Origin of the sequence: Mesorhizobium sp. CC13, from assembly GCF_039907765.1 — a bacterium.
Lineage (GTDB): Bacteria > Pseudomonadota > Alphaproteobacteria > Rhizobiales > Rhizobiaceae > Aminobacter.
In genome coordinates, this window is record NZ_JARDJI010000015.1 from 1 (window position 1) to 21,759 (window position 21,759).

General features: G+C 65.7%; 23 protein-coding genes. 12 read left to right on the forward strand and 11 right to left on the reverse strand.

Features of this window, described 5'->3' with window-relative positions:
• Positions 1–84: 84 nt before the first annotated feature.
• Complete coding sequence (locus tag PV773_RS18255) at positions 85–1,299, reverse strand: mandelate racemase/muconate lactonizing enzyme family protein (RefSeq protein WP_347967720.1); 1,215 nt, start codon at positions 1,297–1,299, stop codon at positions 85–87.
• A 173-nt stretch (positions 1,300–1,472) separates the two neighbouring features.
• Positions 1,473–3,089: a GMC family oxidoreductase N-terminal domain-containing protein gene (locus PV773_RS18260; RefSeq protein WP_347967721.1), complete on the reverse strand. Its 1,617-nt coding sequence runs from the start codon at positions 3,087–3,089 to the stop codon at positions 1,473–1,475.
• Positions 3,090–3,270: 181 nt separating this feature from the next.
• On the opposite strand from PV773_RS18260, the gene PV773_RS18265 reads away from it, so the two are divergent.
• A complete protein-coding gene (locus PV773_RS18265; RefSeq protein WP_347967722.1) occupies positions 3,271–3,663 on the forward strand; it encodes an acyl-CoA thioesterase in 393 nt (130 codons plus the stop codon).
• Positions 3,664–4,031: 368 nt separating this feature from the next.
• Here PV773_RS18265 and PV773_RS18270 read toward each other — a convergent pair whose 3' ends face one another.
• Positions 4,032–4,400, reverse strand: coding sequence for a helix-turn-helix domain-containing protein (locus PV773_RS18270; RefSeq protein WP_347967723.1), 369 nt, complete (start codon positions 4,398–4,400; stop codon positions 4,032–4,034).
• A 108-nt stretch (positions 4,401–4,508) separates the two neighbouring features.
• Here PV773_RS18270 and PV773_RS18275 point away from each other — a divergent pair, with 108 nt between their 5' ends.
• Positions 4,509–5,114: an NAD(P)H-dependent oxidoreductase gene (locus PV773_RS18275; protein WP_347967724.1), complete on the forward strand. Its 606-nt coding sequence runs from the start codon at positions 4,509–4,511 to the stop codon at positions 5,112–5,114.
• 79 nt (positions 5,115–5,193) lie between these two features.
• Here PV773_RS18275 and PV773_RS18280 read toward each other — a convergent pair whose 3' ends face one another.
• The 5 genes from PV773_RS18280 to PV773_RS18300 form a co-directional block, all read right to left on the reverse strand.
• Positions 5,194–6,501, reverse strand: coding sequence for a hemolysin family protein (locus PV773_RS18280; RefSeq protein WP_347967725.1), 1,308 nt, complete (start codon positions 6,499–6,501; stop codon positions 5,194–5,196).
• A 73-nt stretch (positions 6,502–6,574) separates the two neighbouring features.
• A complete protein-coding gene (locus PV773_RS18285; RefSeq protein WP_347967726.1) occupies positions 6,575–7,282 on the reverse strand; it encodes an LssY C-terminal domain-containing protein in 708 nt (235 codons plus the stop codon).
• A gap of 123 nt (positions 7,283–7,405) precedes the next feature.
• Complete coding sequence (locus tag PV773_RS18290; protein WP_347967727.1) at positions 7,406–8,446, reverse strand: extensin family protein; 1,041 nt, start codon at positions 8,444–8,446, stop codon at positions 7,406–7,408.
• 149 nt (positions 8,447–8,595) lie between these two features.
• A complete protein-coding gene (locus PV773_RS18295) occupies positions 8,596–9,525 on the reverse strand; it encodes an extensin family protein (protein ID WP_347967728.1) in 930 nt (309 codons plus the stop codon).
• Between the two features lie 43 nt (positions 9,526–9,568).
• Positions 9,569–9,994 (reverse strand): DUF3775 domain-containing protein, encoded by a 426-nt coding sequence (locus tag PV773_RS18300; protein ID WP_347967729.1) that lies wholly within the window; start codon positions 9,992–9,994, stop codon positions 9,569–9,571.
• A gap of 160 nt (positions 9,995–10,154) precedes the next feature.
• Here PV773_RS18300 and PV773_RS18305 point away from each other — a divergent pair, with 160 nt between their 5' ends.
• The 3 genes from PV773_RS18305 to PV773_RS18315 all read left to right on the forward strand — a co-directional run bounded on the left by PV773_RS18305 (position 10,155) and on the right by PV773_RS18315 (position 11,876).
• Positions 10,155–10,505, forward strand: coding sequence for a DMT family protein (locus tag PV773_RS18305; protein ID WP_347967730.1), 351 nt, complete (start codon positions 10,155–10,157; stop codon positions 10,503–10,505).
• A gap of 63 nt (positions 10,506–10,568) precedes the next feature.
• The gene (locus tag PV773_RS18310) at positions 10,569–11,168 is read left to right on the forward strand and encodes a tetratricopeptide repeat protein (protein WP_347967731.1); all 600 of its coding nucleotides are present in this window, start codon (positions 10,569–10,571) and stop codon (positions 11,166–11,168) included.
• A 174-nt stretch (positions 11,169–11,342) separates the two neighbouring features.
• Positions 11,343–11,876, forward strand: coding sequence for a tetratricopeptide repeat protein (locus tag PV773_RS18315; RefSeq protein ID WP_347967732.1), 534 nt, complete (start codon positions 11,343–11,345; stop codon positions 11,874–11,876).
• 60 nt (positions 11,877–11,936) lie between these two features.
• On the opposite strand, the gene PV773_RS18320 is transcribed toward PV773_RS18315, so the two are convergent.
• On the reverse strand, positions 11,937–13,064 hold the full coding sequence (locus tag PV773_RS18320; protein ID WP_347967733.1) for a PQQ-dependent sugar dehydrogenase: 1,128 nt from the start codon (positions 13,062–13,064) through the stop codon (positions 11,937–11,939).
• A 292-nt stretch (positions 13,065–13,356) separates the two neighbouring features.
• Here PV773_RS18320 and greA point away from each other — a divergent pair, with 292 nt between their 5' ends.
• The 5 genes from greA (at position 13,357) to PV773_RS18345 (ending at position 17,660) form a co-directional block, all read left to right on the forward strand.
• Positions 13,357–13,830 carry a transcription elongation factor GreA gene (gene greA / locus PV773_RS18325; protein WP_347967734.1) on the forward strand — a complete coding sequence of 158 codons (474 nt, stop codon included), beginning with the start codon at positions 13,357–13,359 and terminating at the stop codon, positions 13,828–13,830.
• Between the two features lie 41 nt (positions 13,831–13,871).
• Complete coding sequence (locus PV773_RS18330; RefSeq protein ID WP_347967735.1) at positions 13,872–14,954, forward strand: glycosyltransferase family 4 protein; 1,083 nt, start codon at positions 13,872–13,874, stop codon at positions 14,952–14,954.
• A 169-nt stretch (positions 14,955–15,123) separates the two neighbouring features.
• Positions 15,124–15,852, forward strand: a complete 729-nt coding sequence (locus tag PV773_RS18335) for a glycosyltransferase family 25 protein (protein ID WP_347967736.1) — start codon at positions 15,124–15,126, stop codon at positions 15,850–15,852.
• Positions 15,852–16,502, forward strand: coding sequence for a glycosyltransferase family 29 protein (locus PV773_RS18340; protein WP_347967737.1), 651 nt, complete (start codon positions 15,852–15,854; stop codon positions 16,500–16,502). The genes PV773_RS18335 and PV773_RS18340 overlap by 1 nt, the downstream gene beginning before the upstream one ends.
• Positions 16,503–16,628: 126 nt before the next feature.
• Positions 16,629–17,660: a polysaccharide pyruvyl transferase family protein gene (locus tag PV773_RS18345; protein WP_347967738.1), complete on the forward strand. Its 1,032-nt coding sequence runs from the start codon at positions 16,629–16,631 to the stop codon at positions 17,658–17,660.
• Here PV773_RS18345 and PV773_RS18350 read toward each other — a convergent pair.
• Positions 17,657–18,127 carry an Lrp/AsnC family transcriptional regulator gene (locus PV773_RS18350; RefSeq protein WP_347967739.1) on the reverse strand — a complete coding sequence of 157 codons (471 nt, stop codon included), beginning with the start codon at positions 18,125–18,127 and terminating at the stop codon, positions 17,657–17,659. The genes PV773_RS18345 and PV773_RS18350 overlap by 4 nt on opposite strands.
• A gap of 664 nt (positions 18,128–18,791) precedes the next feature.
• Between PV773_RS18350 and trxB the strand changes: the two genes are divergently transcribed.
• Both trxB and PV773_RS18360 read left to right on the forward strand, forming a co-directional pair.
• A complete protein-coding gene (gene trxB / locus PV773_RS18355; RefSeq protein WP_347967740.1) occupies positions 18,792–19,766 on the forward strand; it encodes a thioredoxin-disulfide reductase in 975 nt (324 codons plus the stop codon).
• Between the two features lie 33 nt (positions 19,767–19,799).
• Complete coding sequence (locus tag PV773_RS18360; protein ID WP_340038240.1) at positions 19,800–20,696, forward strand: LysR family transcriptional regulator; 897 nt, start codon at positions 19,800–19,802, stop codon at positions 20,694–20,696.
• On the opposite strand, the gene PV773_RS18365 is transcribed toward PV773_RS18360, so the two are convergent.
• Positions 20,690–21,205 carry an isoprenylcysteine carboxylmethyltransferase family protein gene (locus tag PV773_RS18365; protein WP_347967741.1) on the reverse strand — a complete coding sequence of 172 codons (516 nt, stop codon included), beginning with the start codon at positions 21,203–21,205 and terminating at the stop codon, positions 20,690–20,692. The two genes, PV773_RS18360 and PV773_RS18365, sit on opposite strands and share 7 nt — an antisense overlap.
• Between the last annotated feature and the right edge of the window lie 554 nt (positions 21,206–21,759).

The window sequence follows — 21,759 nt, forward strand, 5'->3', positions numbered from 1 at the left end:
CCCCCCTCCCCCCCCCCCCCCCCCCCCCCCCCACCCCGGACCTCCGTTCCGACCCTCCCCACAAGGGGGAGGGTCGGGTGCAATTCACGGGAACAGCGGGTCGGGCGTCATCTCGAGATGCAGCGGGCCGCCGGTCCAGGGATGGGCCTCGCACACCGCCTCGTCGAGCTCGACGCCGAGGCCGGGCTCCTTCGACGGGATGACCCAGCCGTCCTGCCACTCGATCTTCTGCTTCAAAAGGTCGGCGTGGAAGCCGTCCCAGGTCTTGATCGATTCGAGGATCAGGAAGTTGGGCAGCGTGGCGGCGAGCTGGATGTTGGCCGCGCCGACGATCGGCCCGCAATAGCAGTGCGGCGCCACCTGGATGTGATAGGCCTCGGCCATGGCGGCGATCTTCTTGGTCTCGAGGATGCCGCCGGAGCGGCCGAGGTCGGGCTGCAGAATGGTGGCGGCGCGGTTCTCGATGACGCGGGCGAACTCCCATTTGGTGGTCAGCCGCTCGCCGGTGGCGATGGGGATCTTCGTGCCGCGCGCCACCTCGGCCATGACCTCGGGCATGTCCGGCGGCACCGGCTCCTCGAACCACAGCGGGTCGTAGGGCTCGATGGCCCGCGCCATGCGCAGCGCGCCCGATGCGGTGAACTGGCCGTGGGTGCCGAACAGGATGTCGGCGGAGGTGCCGACCGCCTCGCGGATCGCCTTCACCATGCGCACGGAGAGGTCGATGTCCTCGAGCCGCGGCTGGTGGCCGTCGAAGGCGGTGTAGGGGCCGGCGGGGTCGAGCTTCAGCGCGTTGAAGCCCTGGGCGACATAGGCGAGCGCCGTTTCGGCGGCGAGGTCGGGGTCGTTGTAGACGTTCCTCCGGCTCTCGGTCTCGCCGGGGAAGACGCTGCCGCTCCTCGGATAGAGGTAGGTGTAGGAACGCAACCGCTCGTGCACCTGGCCGCCGAGCAGCTTGTAGACCGGCTTGCCGGCCTCCTTGCCGATGATGTCCCAGCAGGCCATCTCGAGCGCCGACACGCAGCCCATCATCGAGATGTCGGGGCGCTGGCTGAACCCGGAGGAATAGGCGCGGCGGAAGAAGGTCTCGATGTCGTGCGGGTCGTGGCCGACGAGATGGCGCGCCGCGCAGTCCTCGATCATCCTGGCGGTCACGTCGGGGCCGAAGGTGGCGTTGTAGGCCTCGCCGTAGCCGACGACGTTGGAATCGGTGGTGAGCTTGACGAAGATGAAGTAGCGCCCGCCCGTCTGCGGCGGCGGGTTGTCGACCACGAAGGTCTTGACGTCGGTGATTTTCATGCGGGTTCCTCCCGGTGATCTAGGCTCGCCATGCGCTGCCCCTCATCCACCTGCCGGCACCTTCTCCCCGTAATGACGGGGAGACGGACGCAACTCGGGCGTTGACGTCTCCCTCTCGCCGTCCTGAACGGGGAGAGGGCAAGGGCGAGGGGTGGCGCCGACACTCAAACTGCTCACCCCGCGTCCTCCAGCACCATCTCCGCACCTTTCCAGCCGGTCATGATCGCGGCGGCGTTGGTGTTGCCGGTGATGTTGTCGGGGAAGATCGAGGCGTCGATGACGCGCAAGGCAGAGACGCCGTGGACGCGCAGGCGCGGGTCGACCACCGAGGACGCGGGATCGGGGCCCATGCGGCAGGTCGAGACCGGGTGGTAGACGGTGCCGGAGCGCTTGCGGAAATCCTGAATCAAGTCGGCGTCGGAATTGATTGACGGGCCTGGCAAAACCTCTGCCGCGACGATGTCGGCGATGGGCGGCATCGAAGCCACTTTTCGCAGGAACTTGACCGCGTCGAGCATCTCGGCGACGTCGCTTGCGGCCGAAAACGCATTGACGGTGATGCGCGGGTGAACGGTCGGGTCGGCGGAGCGGATCATGATTTCGCCGCGGCTCGCGGGGCGGCAGTTGGACAGCCCGATGGAAAAGCCGGGGAAGGGGTCGGGGGTCAGGATCGGGCGCTCGCCGGCCTTGGGCAGGACGGTGGAAAAAACCTGGAAATAGAGCTGCATGTTGGGGCGCGCGCGGCTGCCGTCGGTGCGGAAGAAGCCGCCGCCCTGGTTCATGCTCATCGACAGCGGGCCGGAGCGGAGCAGCAGGTACTGCATGCCGGCCAGCATCTTGCCCCACCAGGGGCGCAGCAGCTGGTTGAGCGTGGGCACCCTGGCCTTCCAGGTGTAGTTGATGCCCTGGTGGTCCTGCAGGTTGCGCCCGACATGCTCGCCGGCGTGGACGATGCCGATGCCGAGATCGCGCAGCAGCGCGGCGGGGCCGACGCCGGACAGTTGCAGCAGCTGCGGCGTGTTGACCGAGCCGCCGCAGAGGATGACCTCGCGGCCGGCGCGGGCCGTCTTCCTCCGGCCGTTCTGCAGATATTCGACGCCGATCGCGCGCGTGCCCTCGAACAGGACCCTGGTGGCCAGCGCATGGGTCTCGACGCGGAGATTGGCACGCTTCATCGCTGGGCGCAGGAAGGCGCGCGCCGCCGACATGCGGCGGCCGTCCTTCGTGGTGATTTGATAGACGCCGACACCCTCCTGGGCCTCGCCGTTGAAGTCCTGGTTCAAGGGCAGCCCCGCCTGCTGGGCAGCCGCGAGGAAGCGGCGGGTGAGCGGATGCACCTTCTTGCGGTTGTCGGTGACGTGCACCGGGCCGCCCGTGCCGCGCAGCGCGTCGCCGCCGGCCTCGTTGTCCTCGATCGCCTTGAAGGCGGGCAAGAGGTCGTCGAAGCCCCAGCCGGGATTGCCGGCGTCGCGCCAGGCATCGAAGTCCTCGCGCGCGCCGCGGATCCAGACCATGGCGTTGATCGAGCTCGAACCGCCCAAAATCTTGCCGCGCGGCCAGTGGTCCTTGTTGCCGGCGAGCCCCGGATCGGGCTCGGCGGCATAGTTCCAGTTCACCGCCGGGTCGAAGAAGGTCTTGCCGTAGCCGAGCGGCATCTGCACGAAGAAGCGGCGGTCGGTGCCGCCGGCCTCCAGCACCAGCACCGAATGGCGGCCGCTCGCCGACAGCCTTTCGGCGACGACGGAACCGGCCGAGCCCGAGCCGACGACAATGAAATCGAAAGTCTGCATGCGGGCCTTGGCCTGTCCGTTAGTCTCGACCCGGCCAGACTATCCCGTGGCGGGACGGCGACGGCGGCGGTTCCGGCATGGCCTGTGAAAAATGCGACCGGCGTCGCTTCCGCGATGTTTCGTTGACGCAGCGGCGGCTGCGACGATACGGGTGGGACGAGAACGAATCCGGGGAACGCAGATGGTGCAATATGCCGACGGCAGGCCGCAGGGCGAACTGACGCTGAGGACGCTCGCCATGCCCGCCGACGCAAACGCGGCCGGCGACATCTTCGGCGGCTGGGTCATGGCGCAGATGGACCTTGCCTGCGGCATCCGCGCCGCCGAGCGGGCCCGCGGCCGCGTAGTGACGGCGGCGGTCAAGGAAATGGCCTTCGCCAAGCCGATGAAGGTTGGCGACACGCTGTGCATCTACACCCATGTCGAGCGGGTGGGGCGCACATCGATGACACTCAAGGTCGAGGCCTGGGCTCAGCGCTACCTGTCGGAGCTGATGGAGAAGGTGACAGACGCGGACTTCGTCATGGTGGCGCTGGACGGGCAGGGCCGGCCGAAGCCGGTGCCGGCGGAGTAGGCTTCACTCTGATTTCGGAAGCTGGGCGCAGGTTGAAACAAGCAGCTCGTTCAGCTTCTCGGGGAAGGGCTGGCCAGGGCCATGGGCGAATTCGAAGATATCGGTCCTACCTTCATGTATCCGATAAAATTCGTACGACTCGTCGAATATCTCTACCGATATCGGAGGTGAGCAGTCCCATCCGAGCTGGAGCGTTGGCCAATACCCCGGCCCGACATGCTCAGGCGGTGCCAGTCGCACTCTCGCATGTGCGATGAAATCCTCAGCGTTTCTGATCGTCTCTGGCGAGAACTCGCGTTCCTTTGACCGGTGCAGTTGATGCACGGCTTCCGACACTTCGTTCCATCCGAGCCGCATGGCGATTCCGTTCACTGTGCCGCGGCGTCGAACTTCATTCGCGCTTCCGCCACGCGGCCCTGGTTGCTGCGCGCCCATTCGCCGAGCGCGTTGACGGGCACGAGGAGTTCGCAGCCTAGCTCGGTCAGCTCGTAGTCGACGCGCGGTGGGATGGTCGGGAAGACGGTGCGGGTGACGAAACCGTCGCGCTCGAGCCCGCGCAGCGTCGTGGTCAGCATCTTCTGCGAAATGCCGCCGACGGCGTGGCGCAGCTCGTTGAAGCGCATGGGGCCGGCCCCGAGCTTGCCGACGACGAGCACGGTCCATTTGTCGCCGACCCGCTGCAGGATGTCGCTGACGGCCCGGCAATCTTCGGTGCGGTGCGGGTGCCTCGGTTTCAAAAAAGTGCCTCCTTGTGCAGGCGTTTTCCGGTTACCAATATAGTGTCGGTATCGATCAGATACCAGTTTCGCCCCGGATACCAAGTTTTATACCGAAAGGTTCCTGCCATGTCCAAACCCAAGATCGCCATCGTCGTCGGCTCGACGCGCGCGGCCCGCTTCGCCGACGTGCCGGTGGAGTGGTTCGCCAAGATCGCAAAGACGCACACCGACGCCGAGTTCGAAGTCGTCGACCTGCGCGACTTCCCGCTGCCCTTCTTCGACGAGGTGGCTTCCTCTGCCTGGGCGCCGTCGCAGAACGCTGTGGCGCAGCGCTGGCAGAAGAAGGTGGCCGAGTTCGACGGATTCATCTTCACCGCCGCCGAATACAACCACGGCCCGACCGCGGTGCTGAAGAACGCGCTCGATTACGCCGCCAAGGAATGGAACAAGAAGCCGGCCGGCTTTATCGGCTATGGCGGCGTCGGCGGGGCGCGCGCCGTCGAGCAGCTGCGCATGCATGCCGTCGAGCTGCAGATGGCGCCGACCAAGGCCGCCGTGCACATCGTCTGGGCCGACTTCCTGGCCGTGCGCCAGGGCGAGAAGCAGCTCTCCGACTTCGAGCACCTCAACCAGTCCGCCAACGGGCTGATCGAGGAGATCACCTGGTGGGCCAGGGCGCTGAAGCTTGCCCGCGAGGCAGACCTCATCGCCGAAGAGGCGAAAGCCGCCTGAGCGGCGATTTCCTGAAATTCCTCCCAGGGACTGGGGCGGCGCGAGCCGCCCTTTTTCTTTCGTGGGGGGCGGACGGTTCCTACCGCGCTTCCCGGTGCGTGCCGGGCAGGCGCGAGGCCAGCACCTTGTCGATGCGGCGGCCGTCGAGGTCGACCACCTCGAAGCGCCAGCCCTGGGCGTCGACGCACTCGCCGGTCGCGGGCAGGTGATGCAAGTGCGACAACACGTAGCCGGCCACCGTCTCGTAGTCGCGGTTCTCGGGCAGGTCGATGCCGAGCTGGTCGGCCATCTCGTCGGCCTGCATGTAGCCGGCGAGCAGCCACGAGCCGTCCTCGCGCTGCACGGCGGCGTCGGCCTCGTCCTCGTCCAGGTCCGAGCGGAAGACGCCGGTGATGGCCTCGAGGATGTCGGCCGGCGTGACGATGCCCTCGAAGTGGCCGTATTCGTCATGGACCAGCGCCATCGGCACGTCGGACTGCCTCAGCGTGGCGAGCACGTCGAGCGCGTCGGCCTGGTCGTGGACGATGGGCGCGGTGCGCACATGTTTGCGCGGGTCGAAGGCGCGGCCGGCGAGCAGGGCCGCGAGCAGCTCGCGGGTCTGGAGCACGCCGACCATGGCGTCGACCGAGCCTTCGCCGGCCGGCAGGCGCGAATGCTGGGTCTCCATCAGCAGCTTGCGGACGGCCGCCTCCTCGGCCTGCAGGTTGATCCAGTCGACCTCGGTGCGCGGGCTCATCACGGCGCGGACGGCGCGGTCGCCGAGCCGCATCACGCCGGCGATCATGCGGCGCTCGTCCGATTCGATGGTGCCGTGATGCTCGGCCTCGGCGACCAGCATCTTGATCTCCTCGTCGGTGACCTTTTCCTCGCTCTCGCCGCGCTGGCCGAGCAGCCAGAGCACGGAACGGCCGGAAATGTCGAGCAGCCAGACCAGCGGCAGGGCGATCCTGGCGAGCATTGCCATGGCCGGGGCGACGCGGACGGCGACGCCTTCGGGGTCGCGCAGGGCGATCTGCTTGGGCACGAGCTCGCCGATGATCAGCGAGGCATAGGTGATGATGGCGACGACGATGCCGACGCCGAGCGCGTTGGCGGCGCCGGCGCTGATGCCATTGGCGACGAGAACGCCTGCAAGGCGTTCGCCGAGGGTGGCGCCCGAGAAGGCACCCGACAGCACGCCGACCAGCGTGATGCCGATCTGCACGGACGACAGGAACTTGCCCGGGTCGGCGCCGAGTTCCAGGGCGCGTCCGGCACCACTGACGTTGCGGTCGATCATCGCCTTGAGGCGCGCCGGACGGGAAGAAACGATGGCAAGTTCGGACATTGCCAGGAGGCCGTTCACACAGATGAGGACGACCACGATACCGATTTCAGCGTAAAGCATAGCCGCCGCTCAATAGCATCTCGCCGGCAGGCTCGAAAAGATGCCTCGCACAACTCTTTCCGGCGCGATGCCGCTACTTGGCCGGGGCAAGTACGGCCACGACCATCTTGCCGTCGGTGAAATAGGGGTCGCCGGCGCCGTTGCGGCCGTTGCGGGTGTAGCCGCTGCCGGGCTCGATCCGCGACGACAGGATACGGCCGGCGACCGAAAGGTCGGAGATGACCAGCTTGCGTTCGGCGTCGATGTCGGCTGCGATGTGATGGGTGATCTCGGCGGTATCGTGGCTGACGCCGACGCCGCGGTCGAAGGTGGCCGAGCCGTACCAGGTGGGGCGGCCGCTGTCGCTGCTGACGAAGGTGCGCCAGAAGCGGACATGATGGCGGGTGTCCGGGCTCTCCCCGGCTGGCTTCTCGAAGGCGAGGTCCTGGGGGCGGCCGTCGAACAGGAGCGTGCTCACCGGCGCGTCGTGGTAGGGCCGGTCGAGCACGACGCTCTCGCCGATTTCGAGCGAGGATCCCAGCGACAATGCGTCGGCGCGGCTCCAGCCGGCGGCGTTGAAAGCATCAATCAGGTCCTGCTCCGAGCCGACCAGCCCGATGTTGATCGGGTCGCCTAGAATGCCCTGCGGCGTGGTCGTGACCAGGGCGGGCGGCTTGATGCCGTCGCGCAGGATGCGGAAGGACCAGAATTCGGGAGCCGCAAAATAGGCGAGCCCTATGTAGCTGGCGCAAAGGGCCGCGAACCACAGAGTGGCCTGTCTGTGCAGTTTCCCCCGAGCCATCGGATGCCGCCGCGAAGTTGTAGCCCATTGTAACTCCGAACGGGAAGGGCGTGCAAATCCTTGGATGTAGCGCGTTTTGCAATGCGCCCATAGGTTGCCGCCGAGTGGTGCGGCAACGAATGGTCAGCGGCAGGCGCGATAACCGTTGCGGCGCTGCTTGATGTCGAAATGGAAGTGGTCGCGGTGGTCGTAATTGTAGCCGGGTCCGAGCACCGTGTTGAAATAGTTGCAGCCGTCGGCGCGGATGGTGTTGAGGAAGCCGCGGGTGCGAAAAGCGAACAGTCCCGGCTTCTCGACGTCGATGTCGCGGCCGCTGTTGAGTTCGATGCGCATGATGTCGAGTGCGTTGCCCTTGCCGTGCTCCGACAGGGTTCGCGTGCCGGCGATCTTGCGGCAGGAATAGCTCGAGCCCTGGTGGATGGTCTTGACGCCCGAGAAGTAGCGCAGGCGCGCGGCGGGCACGAGTTCGCGCTTGGTCCAGGCGGCGAAGCTGGCCGCCATGGCGCAGCTGACGGTGGCGGCGGGCTGCATCTTCACCGATCCGATGGCCGAAACCTTGACCGGATAGTCGACGCCGCAGGCAGCACTGTCCTGGATCGTCGGCAGGTCCTGGTATTTCACGCCGAGTTCCCTGAGATCGCTGCGGCACTGGACCTCGTCGGCCGGCATGACGGCGGGTACGCGCGGCTGGGGAACCTGCGGCAGGGCGGAGGGGTCGTCGAGGCGCGGGTAGGCGACCGTCTGCGGACTGGACGGAACCAGCGTCGCCAACCCCCGCGCCGGCACCAGCGAGGCGGTCTGGACCGGCGACGGCGATTCGGCCGTGATCTCACCCATCTCCGCGGCCTGGGCGTCGAGCGTCGGTTCGACCGGCTGCGCGTCGAGCACAGGGTCGAGGCCGGCCTGGGGCGCGGATGCGATCATCGCGCCCTCGGGCTCTGGCGCAACCGCGGCCTGTTGGGGCACCACCTCGACGGGCGGCAGCGAGGCGGTCTGGGTGCCGACGTCGACCGCCGGCTTGAGGGCAAAGACGTCGCCGGTGGTGCAGGCCGCGACGACGACGCCGGTGAAGGCAAGCGAGGCCGCCAGCCGAAATGCGCGCGCGCGCACCAAGCTTCTCGTTTCGCCGGCCAATGTGGCGATCGCGCGAAGATTTGCGGCCATTCCGGGCTCCTGTCCCCCTAAACCCCGAGCCTAACCGGCAAGGGTAAAGGAAAGATCAGCGCCGCAATTTACGACTGGGGCCGAAATGCGGCCCGGCCCGGCATGGATTCCATTTTACCGGACGCTTGGCGTTGCCTGGCGGCTACGCCCTATTGGCAGAAGGTGCCGCCGTTGCGGCGGGGTGCAAGATCGAGGTGGAGGTGGCGCGCATGGTCGGCGTCGCTGCCTGGCCCCAGCACCGTCTTGAACGGGCCGCAGGCGGCCTTGCGGACCAGCATCAGGAATTTTGCGTTTTCCTCCGGCGGGGCAGGTTCGACATCGATCGCCTTGCCCTTGGCCAAGGCGAAGCCGGCGATGTCGAGCGCATTGCCGAAGGCGTGTTCCGAAAGCTTGCGGGTGCCGTTGCGCGGGCGGCAGACATAGGCCGAGGCCTGGACGATGCCGGCCAGGTCCTGGCCGAAGGTGGACCTGGCGGCAGGGGCGACGACGTCGGCGGCGAAGCGGGCGGTGGCTTCGGCGGTGGCGCAGTTGACGATCGCGTCCGGCTCGACGCCGACCGATTTCGACAGGCGCGACAGTTTTATGGGGAAGGGGAGCGCGCAACCGTCCGCGCTGACCTCGGGAGCAGCCTCTTGAAAAGCGGCGCCCAGCGCCTCGAGGCGGTTGCGGCACGCGACTTCGGCCGGCGGCATCCTGGCGGGCCTGACAGCGTCGGAGCGCGGGTCGGGCAGCATCTTCGGCGGTGCCGGCGGGCCGAACGGCTCACGCGGCTCACGCGGCTTTTGCGGCAGGCGGTCGGCGCGCGGCGGGCGCGGCTGCGGGATCGGGATCGCGGCCTGCCGAAGGTCGCCGGGCTTCGGCTCGGGAGGCGGCGGGGCGGGGGCGGCGCTGGGCAAGGGTGCCCTTTCGGGAAGCTCGACGGCGACGGCTGCCGCCGGCAGCGGCGCGCTCGCGACCGCGAAGCTGGCGATAGCGAATGTCAGGACCGGCAGAGACGGGGGGAAAGGCTTGCGGAAATGCATCGCCGTCAACGGCAACCTGGCCGAAGGGTTGCCCGGGAACGCGCCGAAGGCGATCACATTCGGTGACGCTCTTGTCACCGGAGCGGGAGGTGATGCCGGGTCAGGCGCCGAGCGCCTCGAGGCCTTCCTCGAGATAGGCGCCGAGCATCGGCATGCCGAGCAGGTATTTCGCGGTGCGGCGGTTGCCGCGCAGGCGGGCTTCGGCGACGGCGTCCGACCACTCGGTGGCATCGAAATCGCCGCGCCCCAGCCAGGCAAGTGCGACGAGCTCGGCCGCCTCGTCGACATTGAGGTCGTCGATCAGCTCGCGCAGCTCCTTCTCGGTGAGGTCTTCTTCCTCTTCCTCGGCAAGGCCGTCGTGATGGTGGTTGTCGCGCACGTCGCCGTCGAATTCGATTTCGTGCTCGGAGCCGTCCTCGTAGTCTTCGTTGACGGCGGCGCTGATGGCTTTGGCCTTGAGGATGAACAGCCTAACCGTGTCCGGGCCGATGGCCAGTTCCCAATCCTTCTCGCGCCGCTGCTGCACGACCGTGCTCCAGGTATCGCCTCAGGTCTGCCTCCCGCGCAGATGATAGCGCATTTGGCAGCCACGTCATCAACTCGTTGTTTCGGGTGGAACCCGCATCTTGACATGGCCTCGGAGAGGGCGGAAAACCGCGCGCCCTTCCCCCAATGCGGACTTTCACATGGCTATGCTGCTGTCGCCGAAGATCTTTCCGGTGCTGATGCTGATTATGTCCAATGTCTTCATGACCTTCGCATGGTACGGCCACTTGAAGTTCAAGGCGGCACCCCTCTATGCGGCGGTCATCTTCAGCTGGCTCATCGCCTTCTTCGAATATTGGCTCGCCGTACCCGCCAACCGCGTCGGCCACGAGGTCTACTCGGCGGCCGAACTGAAGACGATGCAGGAGGTGATCACGCTCAGCGTGTTCGTCATCTTCTCGGTCTTCTACCTCAAGGAAGGAATCACCTGGAACCACGTCGCCGGCTTCGTGCTGATCGCCGGCGGGGCGGGGCTGATCTTCCGCGGCTGAGGCCGGACGAAACCGTGCCTCCCATGCGTTTGCCTCGCAGGTAAACGCATGGTGGAGGTAGCAATGCTGTCCCGTTATCTCAAGCTCATCGCAGGCGCGCTCGTGTCGCTGCCGCTGTTTGCGGCGCCTGCATTCCCGGCCGATGGCGGCGGTGGCGGTGGCGGTGGAGGCGGCGGGGGCGGGGGCGGTGGTGGAATGTCGGGCGGCGGTGGCGGCGGAAGCGACGGCACCCAGGTGAAATGCCGCACCGGCCTCGTCTACAACACCCGCACCAAGAAATGCCAGAAGCCGCAGTCCGGCATGATCGACGACGACAGCCTCTATCTTGCCGGCCGGGCGCTGGCCATGGACGGCAAATACGACGAGGCGATCAAAGTGCTGACGATCGCCGCCGACAAGACCGATCCGCGCATCCTCAACTATCTCGGTTATGCGCACCGCAAGGCGGGCCGCGTGCTGGTCGGCCTCGGCTACTACCAGGAGGCGATCCTCAACGATCCCGACTACATGCCGGTGCGCGAATATATGGGCGAGGCCCACCTGACGCTCGGCGATGTCGCCGGGGCCAGGCTGCAGCTGTCCGAGATCGAGAAGCGCTGCGGCAAGGGGTGCCGCGAATACGGGCTGCTTTCGGAGCAGATCGAGACCTATCTGCGTGGGTAGGCGAGTAGGGGAATAGGGGAATAGGGGAATAAGGCAGTAGGGCAGTAGGAGGCGACAAGGCTTCCTTCCTACTGCCCTACTGCCTTACTCCCCCTGCGAACGTCGCCTCGAAGCTTCGGATGAAATCGCCTTCCCGTTGCGTTAATCTGCGTGGGCAGATCTCAGGAGGTGGCGATGCAGTCCCGATTTGCGAAGTTGCTGGCCGGCGCGACGGTGTCGCTGCCGCTATTGGTTGGTCCGGTCCTCGCTGCGGGCGAGAGCGGCAGTTCGAACGCTCCGCCGAAGTGCCGCACGGGCCTTGTCTACAACAGCAAGACGAAGAAGTGCGAGCCGCCCAAATCGGGCATGATCGACGACAATGACCTCTACGCGGCCGGCCGGGCCCTGGCCATGGACGGCAAGTACGACGAGGCGATCAAGGTGCTGACGCTCGCCGCCGACAAGACCGATCCGCGCATCCTCAACTATCTCGGCTATTCGCACCGCAAGGCGGGCCGCGTGCTGGTCGGCCTCGGCTACTACCAGGAGGCCCTGCGCAACGATCCCGACTACACGCTGGTGCGCGAATATATGGGCGAGGCGCAGCTGATGCTGGGCGACGTGGCGGCCGCGCGCGTTCAGCTGTCCGAGATCGAGAAACGCTGCGGCAAGGGGTGCCGCGAATACGGCATGCTGGCGGAGCAGATCGAGGCCTATCTGCGCGGGTAAGGGAGTAGGGCAGCAAGGGAGTAGGGCAGTAGGGTCCCATTCCCTTACTGCCCTACGCCCCTAGTCCCCCCGCGACAGGCGGATGATGGCGCCGTCGGCCTCGTCGGTCAGCAGCCAGACCGAACCGTCGGGAGCGATGTCGACATCGCGGATGCGGCCGAAGGCGCCGTCGAGCATACGCTCCTCGTCGAGGATCCTGCCCCTGGCGTCGCGGTCGAGCCGGTTGAGCAGGCCGAATTTCAGCGAGCCGACCAGAAGGTCGCCCTTCCATTCGGGAAACATGGCGCCCTGGTAGCTGGCAAGCCCCGAGGGGGCGATGGAGGGGTCCCAGTAGTAGAGCGGCTGCTCGTAGCCGGGGGCCGCGGTGCCGATGCCGATCTTTTCGCCCGAATATTCGACGCCGTAGCTGATCACCGGCCAGCCATAGTTCTTGCCCGCTTGCGGGCGGTTGATCTCGTCGCCACCGCGGGCGCCGTGCTCGGCGGTGACGAGGCCGCCGAGCACCGGATCGAAGGTTGCGCCCTGGATGTTGCGGTGGCCCTTGGACCAGATCGCCGGCGCCATCTTGCTGCCGTCGGGCGAGGGGTTGTCGGCCGGGATGGAGCCGTCGGCCTCGATGCGCAGCACGGCACCTGCGGTGTCCTGCATGTCCTGCGCCCGCTTCGCCTGGCCGCGGTCGCCGGTGGTGACGAACAGCGTGCCGTCGCCGCTGACGACGATGCGTGAGCCGAATTGCAGCCCGGACGAGGATTTCCGCGTCATCGAATAGATGACCCTGACATCCTCCAGCCGTGCGGCGGAGCCGTCGCGCACCAGCCTGGCGCGAGCCACGGCCGTTCCCGCGCCGCCGCGGCCTGGTTCGGCATACGAGAAGAAGATCGTGCCGGAGCTGGCGAAATCGCGGGCCGCGGCGATATCGAACAGCCCGCCCTGGCCGCGCGCCCACACCTCGGGAACGCCTTTCACCGGCTGGGAAAGTCCCGATTGGGTCAGGATGCGGATGCGGCCCGGCCGCTCGGTGACGATCGCCTCGCCATTGGGCAGGAAATCGAGGCCCCACGGGTTCTCGAGGCCGCCGGCGACGATGTCGGCGCGCAGCGCCACGGTCTCCGTTTCGAAGCTGCGGACCTGCGCGTCGGCCGGCAAGGCGACGGACAGCAGCGCTGTGGCGAGGAGGGATGGTTTCATCGTCATGATCGGGACATAGGTGAACGAACCGGATGGACAACGGCAGCAGAGCAACAAAGCGGTGCCATTTCAATCACAAGCGGGTGAGCTGCCGCGGCGTTGCATGCGACTTGCCAACAGCTGTCGGGCAGCCGGCGCATTTTTTGACGTGAATTCTGCGGCAGGATTGCTATATTCGGATGAGATTGAGGTGAAACGGTTCCGTTAGCCGAGGCTTCCGGACCGTTTTCTTTTTTTGTGCCTCGCGGCGCCCGAAGGCGGGCTGCGGGGTACGGGCCAGGAGAGGTCGACTATGAACAAGGTTCCGATGACGGCGGGTGGATTCGCGACGTTGAAGGAAGAGCTGCGCTGGCGCCAGCAGGAAGAGCGGCCCCGCATCATCGAAGCGATTTCCGAGGCCCGCTCGCACGGCGACCTTTCCGAGAACGCCGAATATCACGCGGCGAAGGAATCGCAGAGCCTCAACGAGGGCCGCGTCAACGAGCTCGAGGACCTGATCGCGCGCGCCGAGGTGATCGACGTCACCAAGCTCAATGGCGACAAGATCAAGTTCGGCGCGACCGTCGTCCTGGTCGACGAGGACACCGAGGAAGAGAAGACCTATCAGATCGTCGGCGACCAGGAGGCCGACGTGAAGGCGGGCCGCATCTCGATCTCGTCGCCGATCGCGCGTGCGCTCATCGGCAAGGAAGTGGGCGACGCCATCGAGGTCAACGCGCCGGGCGGCGCGCGCGGCTACGAGATCGTCCAGATCCAGTTCATCTGAGGTCGTCGCGGATGGGCCTTGCGAGGCCGGAACAGGCAAACATGACCGTGATCGACGCCCCGGCCGGACGCGCCGACGCGGTCGACATGGCGCGGGTGGAGGTGATCGCCCCCAACCTGAAGAAGCGCCTGTCGGGGGTGACCAGCACGATCGTGCAGCTGGTGCCGCTGCAGGCGCGCGAACTGGGCATCGCCGTGGTCGGTCCCGGCCTGCCGGACAATCTGCCGAAGATGCGCTGGTGGCAGCTGCCTTTGCTGCTGAGGCGCCCGGCCTCGGGGCGGCCGCGCATCTGGCATGCGCGGCGCAACGTCGAGATGGTGGCGGGGCTCGTGCTGCGGCACGTCTGCCGGGCGCCGCTCAGGCTCGTCTTCACCTCCGCCGCCCAGCGCGACCACAGGCCCTTCACCAAGTGGCTGATCCGCCGCATGGACGGCGTGATCGCGACGAGCCGGCTCTCGGGGGGCTTTCTCGACGTGCCGCACAAGGTGGTCATGCACGGGGTCGACCTCGACAAGTTCCATCCCGCGCGGGAGGCCGACGACCGGTTCGCCGCCGCCGGCCTGCCCGGGAGATACGCCATCGGCTGCTTCGGCCGCGTGCGCCACTCGAAGGGCACCGACCTTTTCGTCGAGGCGATGATCGCGCTGTTGCCCGACCATCCGGACTGGACCGCCGTGATCACCGGCCGGGTGACGGCGGAGCACAAGGGCTTCGCCGACGAACTCGGGCGGCGGATCGCCGCGGCGGGCCTTGCGGAGCGCATTCTTTTCCTGGGCGAGGTGCCCGACGTGGCGGTGTGGTACAGGCGCGTGACGCTCTATGTCGCCCCCTCCCGCAACGAGGGCTTCGGGCTGACGCCGCTCGAGGCCATGGCGTCGCGCACTGCGGTGGTGGCGAGCGACGCCGGCTCCTATTCGGAGATCGTCACGCCTGGTGTCACCGGTGCGGTGGTGGCGGCCGGCGACGGCGACGCCTTGCGCGAGGCGATCCGTCCCTATCTCGCCGATCCGGAACTGGCGGTGGCGCATGGCGCCAACGGCCTGGACGACGTGCGGGTCAGGTTCCGGCTCGAGGGCGAGGCGGCGGGGCTGCGCGAGGTGTATGAGCGGGTGTGGGGACAGTAGTCTTCGCTATCTGCAGGAGTTACGTTCCGAATTTTGGAAGGTATTCGGTGAATATCCCAAATGCACCATCCATGTATGCGCGCCTTTTTTCTGACCAGTTTTCTGGTTTTGTGGCGATGAATTTCGCTAGACAACTTTTTGGTATGGCTCCGGATGGCCGCTGCCTAAGATGAAAATTGAGGCGTTCATCATTCACCTCGAGCGTGCGACCGCGCGGCGGCAGCAGGTGGACGCGCTCGCGGCGGCGTTGCCCATGCCGGCCAACATCGTCGATGCAGTCGATGGACTGAGCCTCTCCGACAACGACATTGCCAAGGTCTATCGTCGTCGTTTGCACAGCCCGAAATACCCCTTCGAGTTGCGAAAAACCGAGATCGCCTGCTTTCTGTCGCACCGCAAGGCATGGCAGTCGATCCTCGACAAGGACCTGGATGCAGGCCTGATCGTAGAGGACGACGTAGCGGTCGGGCCTGATTTCGGCGCGATTGTCGATGCCACCAAGAAGGTGGTGCGCACCACGGATTTTGTGCGCTTTCCACGATGGGACCGCGGAGAAAATGGACCAGAGACTGTCGTGGGTCGCAGCATGACCATCATCGAGCCACGGGTACCTGGGCTTGGAACGCAGGCCCAACTGGTCGGACGTAGCGCTGCAGAGGCGCTCCTTACCTTCACCGCGACCTTTGATCGCCCGGTAGACACTACCCTTCAGATGCATTGGCTTCATTCAGTTCGCATGCTTTCGGCGCGGCCGATTGCGATCGAAGAAGTCGATCACCTGGTCGGGGGGAGTGTCATCCAGAACAAGTCCAAGCCGTTTGGGGAAATCCTGTCTCGCGAGTTGCGGCGTACCGCCTATCGGCTTGCGCTGAAGGCAATGGCACTGAGCCGGCGTTGATGAGGGACGGAGAGGCAAAAAGGCGCCTAGCCATTGTCGGGAACGGGCCTGTAGCGAATGGTCTTGCCAGACAAATCGATAGTTCCGACATCGTGGTCCGGTTCAACGACGCGGCTTACGAACCGCACCGAACAGGGACAAGGACCGACATCCTTTTTCTGGTGAATTCCGGCAAGACGATGCAGCGGCGCGTCTTCGATCCTGGTTTTGTTGCTTCGCCAATCTTCCAGAACGCCGGTAGGATCGTCCTGCCCTACCATCCGGATGTCATCGCGCGGTATCACCCGAAGCCGAACATCCTTTCTCGGGCAAAAGGGCGAAAGTCCGATTGGACACGCGAGGCCATCGCGGTCTTTGGGCGCCAAGGCAAGGAGGTGTCTGTACTGCCTCCACAGTTCTACGAGCAATGCTGCTTGGAACTCGGAATTGCAGAGGGTGACAGGCGACGTCTTTTTCCGAGTACCGGCTTCATCGGCATCAAGTATGCGCTGGAGAGATTTCAGCATCCCGAATGGCAGGTCGAGCTATTTGGATTCTCGTGGGAGGGGTGGAAGCGGCACGCCTGGGAAGGCGAGCGAACGTGGATTTCCGACAAGATAGCGTCTGGCAACATCTCGATGCGGGTAGGGGAGACCCGCTCCAGCTTGTGAACGGACCTGCGGGTTTGATTACCCGAGCGAGCCTCTGTCGGGAAGCCAGACCACGTTGACCGCACCCCACAACCACCGAAGGGCCCTGGTCACGGCCCTTCTCCAGTCCGATACCGAGTTTCAACCATGCCGCTAAAAGCCGTGATATTGAATGATACCCGAGGGCACCCGCATTTTGGCTGCTTCAGGGTCATGCGCGCAATCGAGCACAACCTTGGTCGGCGCGGGGTGGAGGTTGCGGCCACAAGCTTGGTGCGCACAGAATGGTGGAACGACAGGTCGTTTCTCGAAGCAACTGCTGCGAGCGATCTCATCGTCATCAATGGGGAGGGTACCTGTCACCATGGCAGCCGCCATGCTGAAGGTCTTCTGCGGATCGTTGAGCATCCGGTGCGTGGCCATCGTCCTGTCGTGCTGATCAACGCACTCTATCAAGAAAATCCTGCCGAATGGGCACGCTATCTTGAACAGATGGATGCGATCTGGACGCGCGATTCCTGGAGCGCGGCCGAGGTGCGGGAGCGGATCGGACGAGAAATACCGTGGGCTCTCGACCTCTCCATGTCTGAGGGTGAGCATCCAGTAGCCGAAACCGCGAAACGAGATCTCCTCACCATTGGAGAATCGGTTGTCGGCAATGTAAGCCGGTCACTCGTAAAGGCCTCTCAAACGCATCCGCAGGCGCGCTTTCTGCCGATCGTGACCACCATGAAGAGCAGGAAGCCAGAGTATCCTGCCGTTTTCAGGGTGCTCCGCGACATCTATGTCCAAGGGCATTTATTGACGTTCAAGATCCGAAACCGAGATTCGATATTCTCTGCAAGCGAACAAGAGTATGCTGGTTACCTGCTGAGGTCATTTCTTCACGTAAGCGGCCGGTTCCACGCAGTCTGCTTTGCGCTGACGACAAGAACGCCGTTCCTGACATTGCCTTCCAATTCGTGGAAGATCGAGGCGTTGTTTGCAGATGTTGGCCTCGACCTAAGGCGCATAGTAAATCCGGCAGAAATAGGCGATTTGATTTCCAGGCCGGAGACTCTTAAGTTTGATGCCGAGGAAGAGGTGAATCTGACGCGCGCCTTAAAGCTTGCCGTGGACAACTCGGCGTGCATGTTCGATGAGATCGTTTCCCTCGCCCACGGCAAACGCCGCCCCTAAACCCCCACCAGCCCCTCGTCCTTGACCTGCCTGATGGTGAGGGCGGTGCGCACCGTGTCGACGTTGGGCGAGGACGTCAGCTCGTCGATGACGAAGCTCTGGAAGCTGCCGAGGTCGGGGGCGACGCAGTGGAGCATGAAGTCGCTCTCGCCCGACACCATCCAGGCGCTGCGCACGATCGGCCAGTTGCGGGTACGCTCGGCAAACGACCTGAGGTCCGCCTCCGACTGGCGGTTGAGGCCGACCAGGCAGAAGGCGACGACGTCCATGCCGAGCGCCGGCGCGTTCAGCAGGGCCCGGTAGCGCAGGATGATACCTTCGTCCTCGAGCCGCTTGACCCGGCGCAGGCAGGGGGGCGCCGAGATGCCGACGCGGCGCGACAGCTCCACATTGGTCATGCGGCCGTCGTCCTGCAGCTCGCGCAGGATCTTCCAGTCGATGGCGTCGAGGTCAGCCTTGATCGGCATGTCCGCTCCCGGATTCGCGCAAGAATCTTTCGTGCTTCCGTCAATAGACCAGCCGTCGGACTTCGGAAACCCGAACGGCCGCAAAATGCCGCGGCTTGGGAGAGGCACGAACCGCCGCGAGGTGATGCCGCGGGATGCCGGCTTCCTGTGAACGGCAAGCCGCCCTCGAACATCGGAACCCGAACCGCTCGGGGCTCGATGCCGGGTTCCTGCGAACGGCAAGCCGCCCTCGAACATCGGAACCCGAACACTGCAACCTGCGTCGATCTTTCGGAGCGAGGCCGAACCGACGCTGCTCGGGCTCGATGCCTGCTTTCCACCGAGCGACAGCCGCCCCGGAACTTCGGAAACCCGAGCCGCCGCATGACGCCGCCTTTCGGGGAGGTCCGAACGGTCGGGAATTGCCCGCGCTGGAAGCCGGCTACAGGCGTGGCGAGCCGTCGGGAACCCCAGGAAACCCGAACGTCGCAAGATGCCGCCAAGCGAGGCCCGAACCGTTCCCCTCGCCACGGTGCCCGCGCCGGCCATGCGCCAAATGCAAGCTTTCGGGGGAGGAACATCTTGTCGCCTTGCACGGGCGGGGGGTGAACCCCTAGATTAGGAGCGTTCTGCGCCCTGTTTCAGAGGGCGCGGGCCCGTTTCCATTGACCATGAAGGCTCTTCGATGACCGCCAAACATGCGCCCGTCCTCATCATCGGTTCCGGTCCGGCCGGATATACGGCGGCGATCTATGCGGCGCGCGCCATGCTGAAGCCCGTGCTCGTCGCCGGCATCCAGCAGGGCGGCCAGCTGATGATCACCACCGACGTGGAGAACTATCCGGGCTTCGCCGAGCCGATCCAGGGCCCGTGGCTGATGGAGCAGATGCGGCTGCAGGCCGAGCATGTCGGCACCGAGATCATCAACGACATCATCACCGAGGTCGACCTCGACGTGCGGCCGTTCAAGGCCAAGGGCGATTCCGGCACGCTCTACACCGCCGACGCGCTGATCATCGCCACCGGCGCCCAGGCCAAGTGGCTGGGCCTGCCCTCCGAGCAAGTGTTCCAGGGCTTCGGTGTGTCCGCCTGCGCCACCTGCGACGGCTTCTTCTACCGCGGCAAGGACGTGGTGGTGGTGGGCGGCGGCAATTCGGCGGTCGAGGAGGCGCTGTACCTCGCCAACCTCGCCAAGACGGTGACGGTGGTGCACCGCCGCGACCATTTCCGCGCCGAGCGCATCCTGCAGGAGCGGCTGTTCGCCAAGAACAACATCAAGGTGATCTGGGACCACGCGGTGGACGAGATCGTGGGTGCGCCGGCGCAGAAGCCGCTGCCGCCGTCGGTCAACGGGGTGCGTCTCAAGAACGTGCACACCGGCACCATCACCGAGGTGCCCACCGACGGCGTGTTCGTGGCGATCGGCCATGCGCCGGCGGTCGAGCTGTTCGTCGGCAAGCTGAAGCAGAAGCCGAACGGCTATCTGTGGACCGAGCCGAACTCGACGCGCACCAACCTGCCGGGCGTGTTCGCCGCCGGCGACGTCACCGACGACATCTACCGCCAGGCGGTCACCGCCGCCGGGCTCGGCTGCATGGCCGCGCTCGAAGCCGAAAAATACCTGGCCGGCATAGAAGTGCATCGCGAAGCGGCCGAATAAGGCCGGCCATACGCCAAACACAAGAGGGGAAACATGGCGTTGGATTGGGACAAGTTGCGCGTGTTCCACGCAGCGGCGGAGGCTGGCTCGTTCACGCATGCGGCCGAGACGCTGAGGCTGTCGCAGTCGGCGATCTCGCGCCAGGTGAGCGCGCTCGAGCACGACATCGGCGTGCCGCTGTTCCACCGCCATGCCCGCGGCCTGGTGCTGACCGAGCAGGGCGAGATGCTGTTCCGCACGGCGCACGACGTGCTGATGAAGCTCGAGACGATCAAGACGCGGCTGACCGAGACCAAGGACAAGCCGTCCGGCGTGCTGAGGGTGACGACGACGGTCGGCCTCGGCGCCGGCTGGCTCACCGACCGCATCCAGGAATTCCTCGAGCTCTATCCCGACATCCAGCTGCAACTCATCCTCGCCAACGAGGAGCTGGACCTGACCATGCGCCAGGCCGATTGCGCCATCCGCCTGCGCCAGCCGCAGCAGCCGGACCTGATCCAGCGCCGCCTGTTCACGGTGCACTTCCACCTCTATGCCTCGCCGGCCTACGTCAACAAATACGGCAAGCCGGAAACCATCGCCGACCTCAAGAAGCACCGCATCGTCACCTTCGGCGTGCCGGTGCCGGCGCATCTCAGCGAACTCAACTGGCTGGAGACGGTCGGCGACTTCGAGGGCGGCCAGCGGGTGCCGACGCTGCAGATCAACGACATCCTGTCGATCAAGCGCGCCGTCCAGACCGGCGCCGGCATCGCCATGCTGCCCGACTACGTCATCGGCAAGGACGCCAACCTGGTGCAGCTCCTTCCCGAAACCGAGGTGCCGTCCTTCGACACCTATTTCGCCTATCCCGATGCGATGCGCGACCAGGCGAAGCTGCACGCCTTCCGCGACTTCATCATCGCCAAGGCGCGCAGCTGGGCCTACTGAGGCCCGGCCGCCCCGTCGCCTCTCCAGGGCGTGAGGCGGGGCAGCCAGCCCGGCACGTGGCGGCGATAGGTCTCGTAGGCACGGCCGTAGCGACGGGCGAGCACCGGCTCCTCGTAAAAGCGCACGAAAAGCGCGAAGGCCATTCCGACCGCCGCGGCATATACGGCGAGCGACGCGCTCCAGAAGATTACTGCCTGGCCCAGGATGATCGACAGCACGGCGACGTACATCGGGTTGCGCACGTAGCGATAGGGACCGCCGACCACCAGCCGTTCGGTGGGGGCGATCGGCGCGGGCGTGCCGAGGCCCTCGAGCGCAAAGCGCGCGAAGGCGTGGAGCAGGACGGCGAGGCCGGCGGCGACGAGCACAGCGCCGACCGCCAGCAGCGGGCCGGGCGCGCCCGGTGCGGAATAGCCGCCGACGAGCAGCCACGGCACCAGGCCGGCGACGACGCCGGGCGCGAGCACGAAGAAGACGGCGCTGCCGAGGAGTGCGGCTGGCCTGCGCATGCGATGCCCTCCTGTTGATCGGGTTGCCGGGATATTGCCCATCTGCACTTTTCCGCCGCAAGCATCGCTTTCGCCTGTCCGATCCGGCGTCATTGCACTGCAGCGAAACCTCCCCGGATACTTTGGGGTTTTTGCGCAGTGCGGCAGGGCGCGGCGGGCGAAATTTGGCCGCCTTCGCCGGTTTTCTCTGGTCCTATGCGGTTTCTAACATTGTTGGACCACAGCCCGCGCCTTTTTGCATGAGTGCGTTGCAAAATAGATGCTTGTTTATTGGGCATGGAAGGCACATATATTGACCATCTCCAGGGCGCGTTCCTCCTCCCATTAGCGCCCTCGAGTGTTCCCCTCTGGAGGTTTAGCCTTAATCGGCACTTCCAAACAAACTCAGCCGGATCTTCTTGGATCCGGCTTTTTTGTTGCCCGAATTCCACGCTCAAGCACCTCGATTCTCCGCGCCGCCTCCCAGGGCGCCGTGCGCTCAATGGCGCACACAAGGGACGCTCCAGTTTGTGGCTCCGGCATCTCTCTCGCTTACGGGCGTTCTCACCCGAAGC

Bases quoted from the DNA above. Each gene is read 5' to 3' on its own strand.
- PV773_RS18275 (WP_347967724.1), top strand. From the start codon at position 4,509: ATGTCCAAACCCAAGATCGCCATCGTCGTCGGCTCGACGCGCGCGGCC.
- PV773_RS18345 (WP_347967738.1), top strand. From the start codon at position 16,629: ATGCCGCTAAAAGCCGTGATATTGAATGATACCCGAGGGCACCCGCAT.
- trxB (WP_347967740.1), top strand. From the start codon at position 18,792: ATGACCGCCAAACATGCGCCCGTCCTCATCATCGGTTCCGGTCCGGCC.
- PV773_RS18310 (WP_347967731.1), top strand. From the start codon at position 10,569: ATGCTGTCCCGTTATCTCAAGCTCATCGCAGGCGCGCTCGTGTCGCTG.
- PV773_RS18330 (WP_347967735.1), top strand. From the start codon at position 13,872: ATGACCGTGATCGACGCCCCGGCCGGACGCGCCGACGCGGTCGACATG.
- PV773_RS18365 (WP_347967741.1), bottom strand. From the start codon at position 21,205: ATGCGCAGGCCAGCCGCACTCCTCGGCAGCGCCGTCTTCTTCGTGCTC.
- PV773_RS18260 (WP_347967721.1), bottom strand. From the start codon at position 3,089: ATGCAGACTTTCGATTTCATTGTCGTCGGCTCGGGCTCGGCCGGTTCC.
- PV773_RS18290 (WP_347967727.1), bottom strand. From the start codon at position 8,446: ATGGCCGCAAATCTTCGCGCGATCGCCACATTGGCCGGCGAAACGAGA.
- PV773_RS18315 (WP_347967732.1), top strand. From the start codon at position 11,343: ATGCAGTCCCGATTTGCGAAGTTGCTGGCCGGCGCGACGGTGTCGCTG.
- PV773_RS18340 (WP_347967737.1), top strand. From the start codon at position 15,852: ATGAGGGACGGAGAGGCAAAAAGGCGCCTAGCCATTGTCGGGAACGGG.
- greA (WP_347967734.1), top strand. From the start codon at position 13,357: ATGAACAAGGTTCCGATGACGGCGGGTGGATTCGCGACGTTGAAGGAA.
- PV773_RS18285 (WP_347967726.1), bottom strand. From the start codon at position 7,282: ATGGCTCGGGGGAAACTGCACAGACAGGCCACTCTGTGGTTCGCGGCC.
- PV773_RS18350 (WP_347967739.1), bottom strand. From the start codon at position 18,127: ATGCCGATCAAGGCTGACCTCGACGCCATCGACTGGAAGATCCTGCGC.
- PV773_RS18255 (WP_347967720.1), bottom strand. From the start codon at position 1,299: ATGAAAATCACCGACGTCAAGACCTTCGTGGTCGACAACCCGCCGCCG.
- PV773_RS18360 (WP_340038240.1), top strand. From the start codon at position 19,800: ATGGCGTTGGATTGGGACAAGTTGCGCGTGTTCCACGCAGCGGCGGAG.
- PV773_RS18335 (WP_347967736.1), top strand. From the start codon at position 15,124: ATGAAAATTGAGGCGTTCATCATTCACCTCGAGCGTGCGACCGCGCGG.
- PV773_RS18305 (WP_347967730.1), top strand. From the start codon at position 10,155: ATGGCTATGCTGCTGTCGCCGAAGATCTTTCCGGTGCTGATGCTGATT.
- PV773_RS18280 (WP_347967725.1), bottom strand. From the start codon at position 6,501: ATGCTTTACGCTGAAATCGGTATCGTGGTCGTCCTCATCTGTGTGAAC.
- PV773_RS18320 (WP_347967733.1), bottom strand. From the start codon at position 13,064: ATGAAACCATCCCTCCTCGCCACAGCGCTGCTGTCCGTCGCCTTGCCG.
- PV773_RS18265 (WP_347967722.1), top strand. From the start codon at position 3,271: ATGGTGCAATATGCCGACGGCAGGCCGCAGGGCGAACTGACGCTGAGG.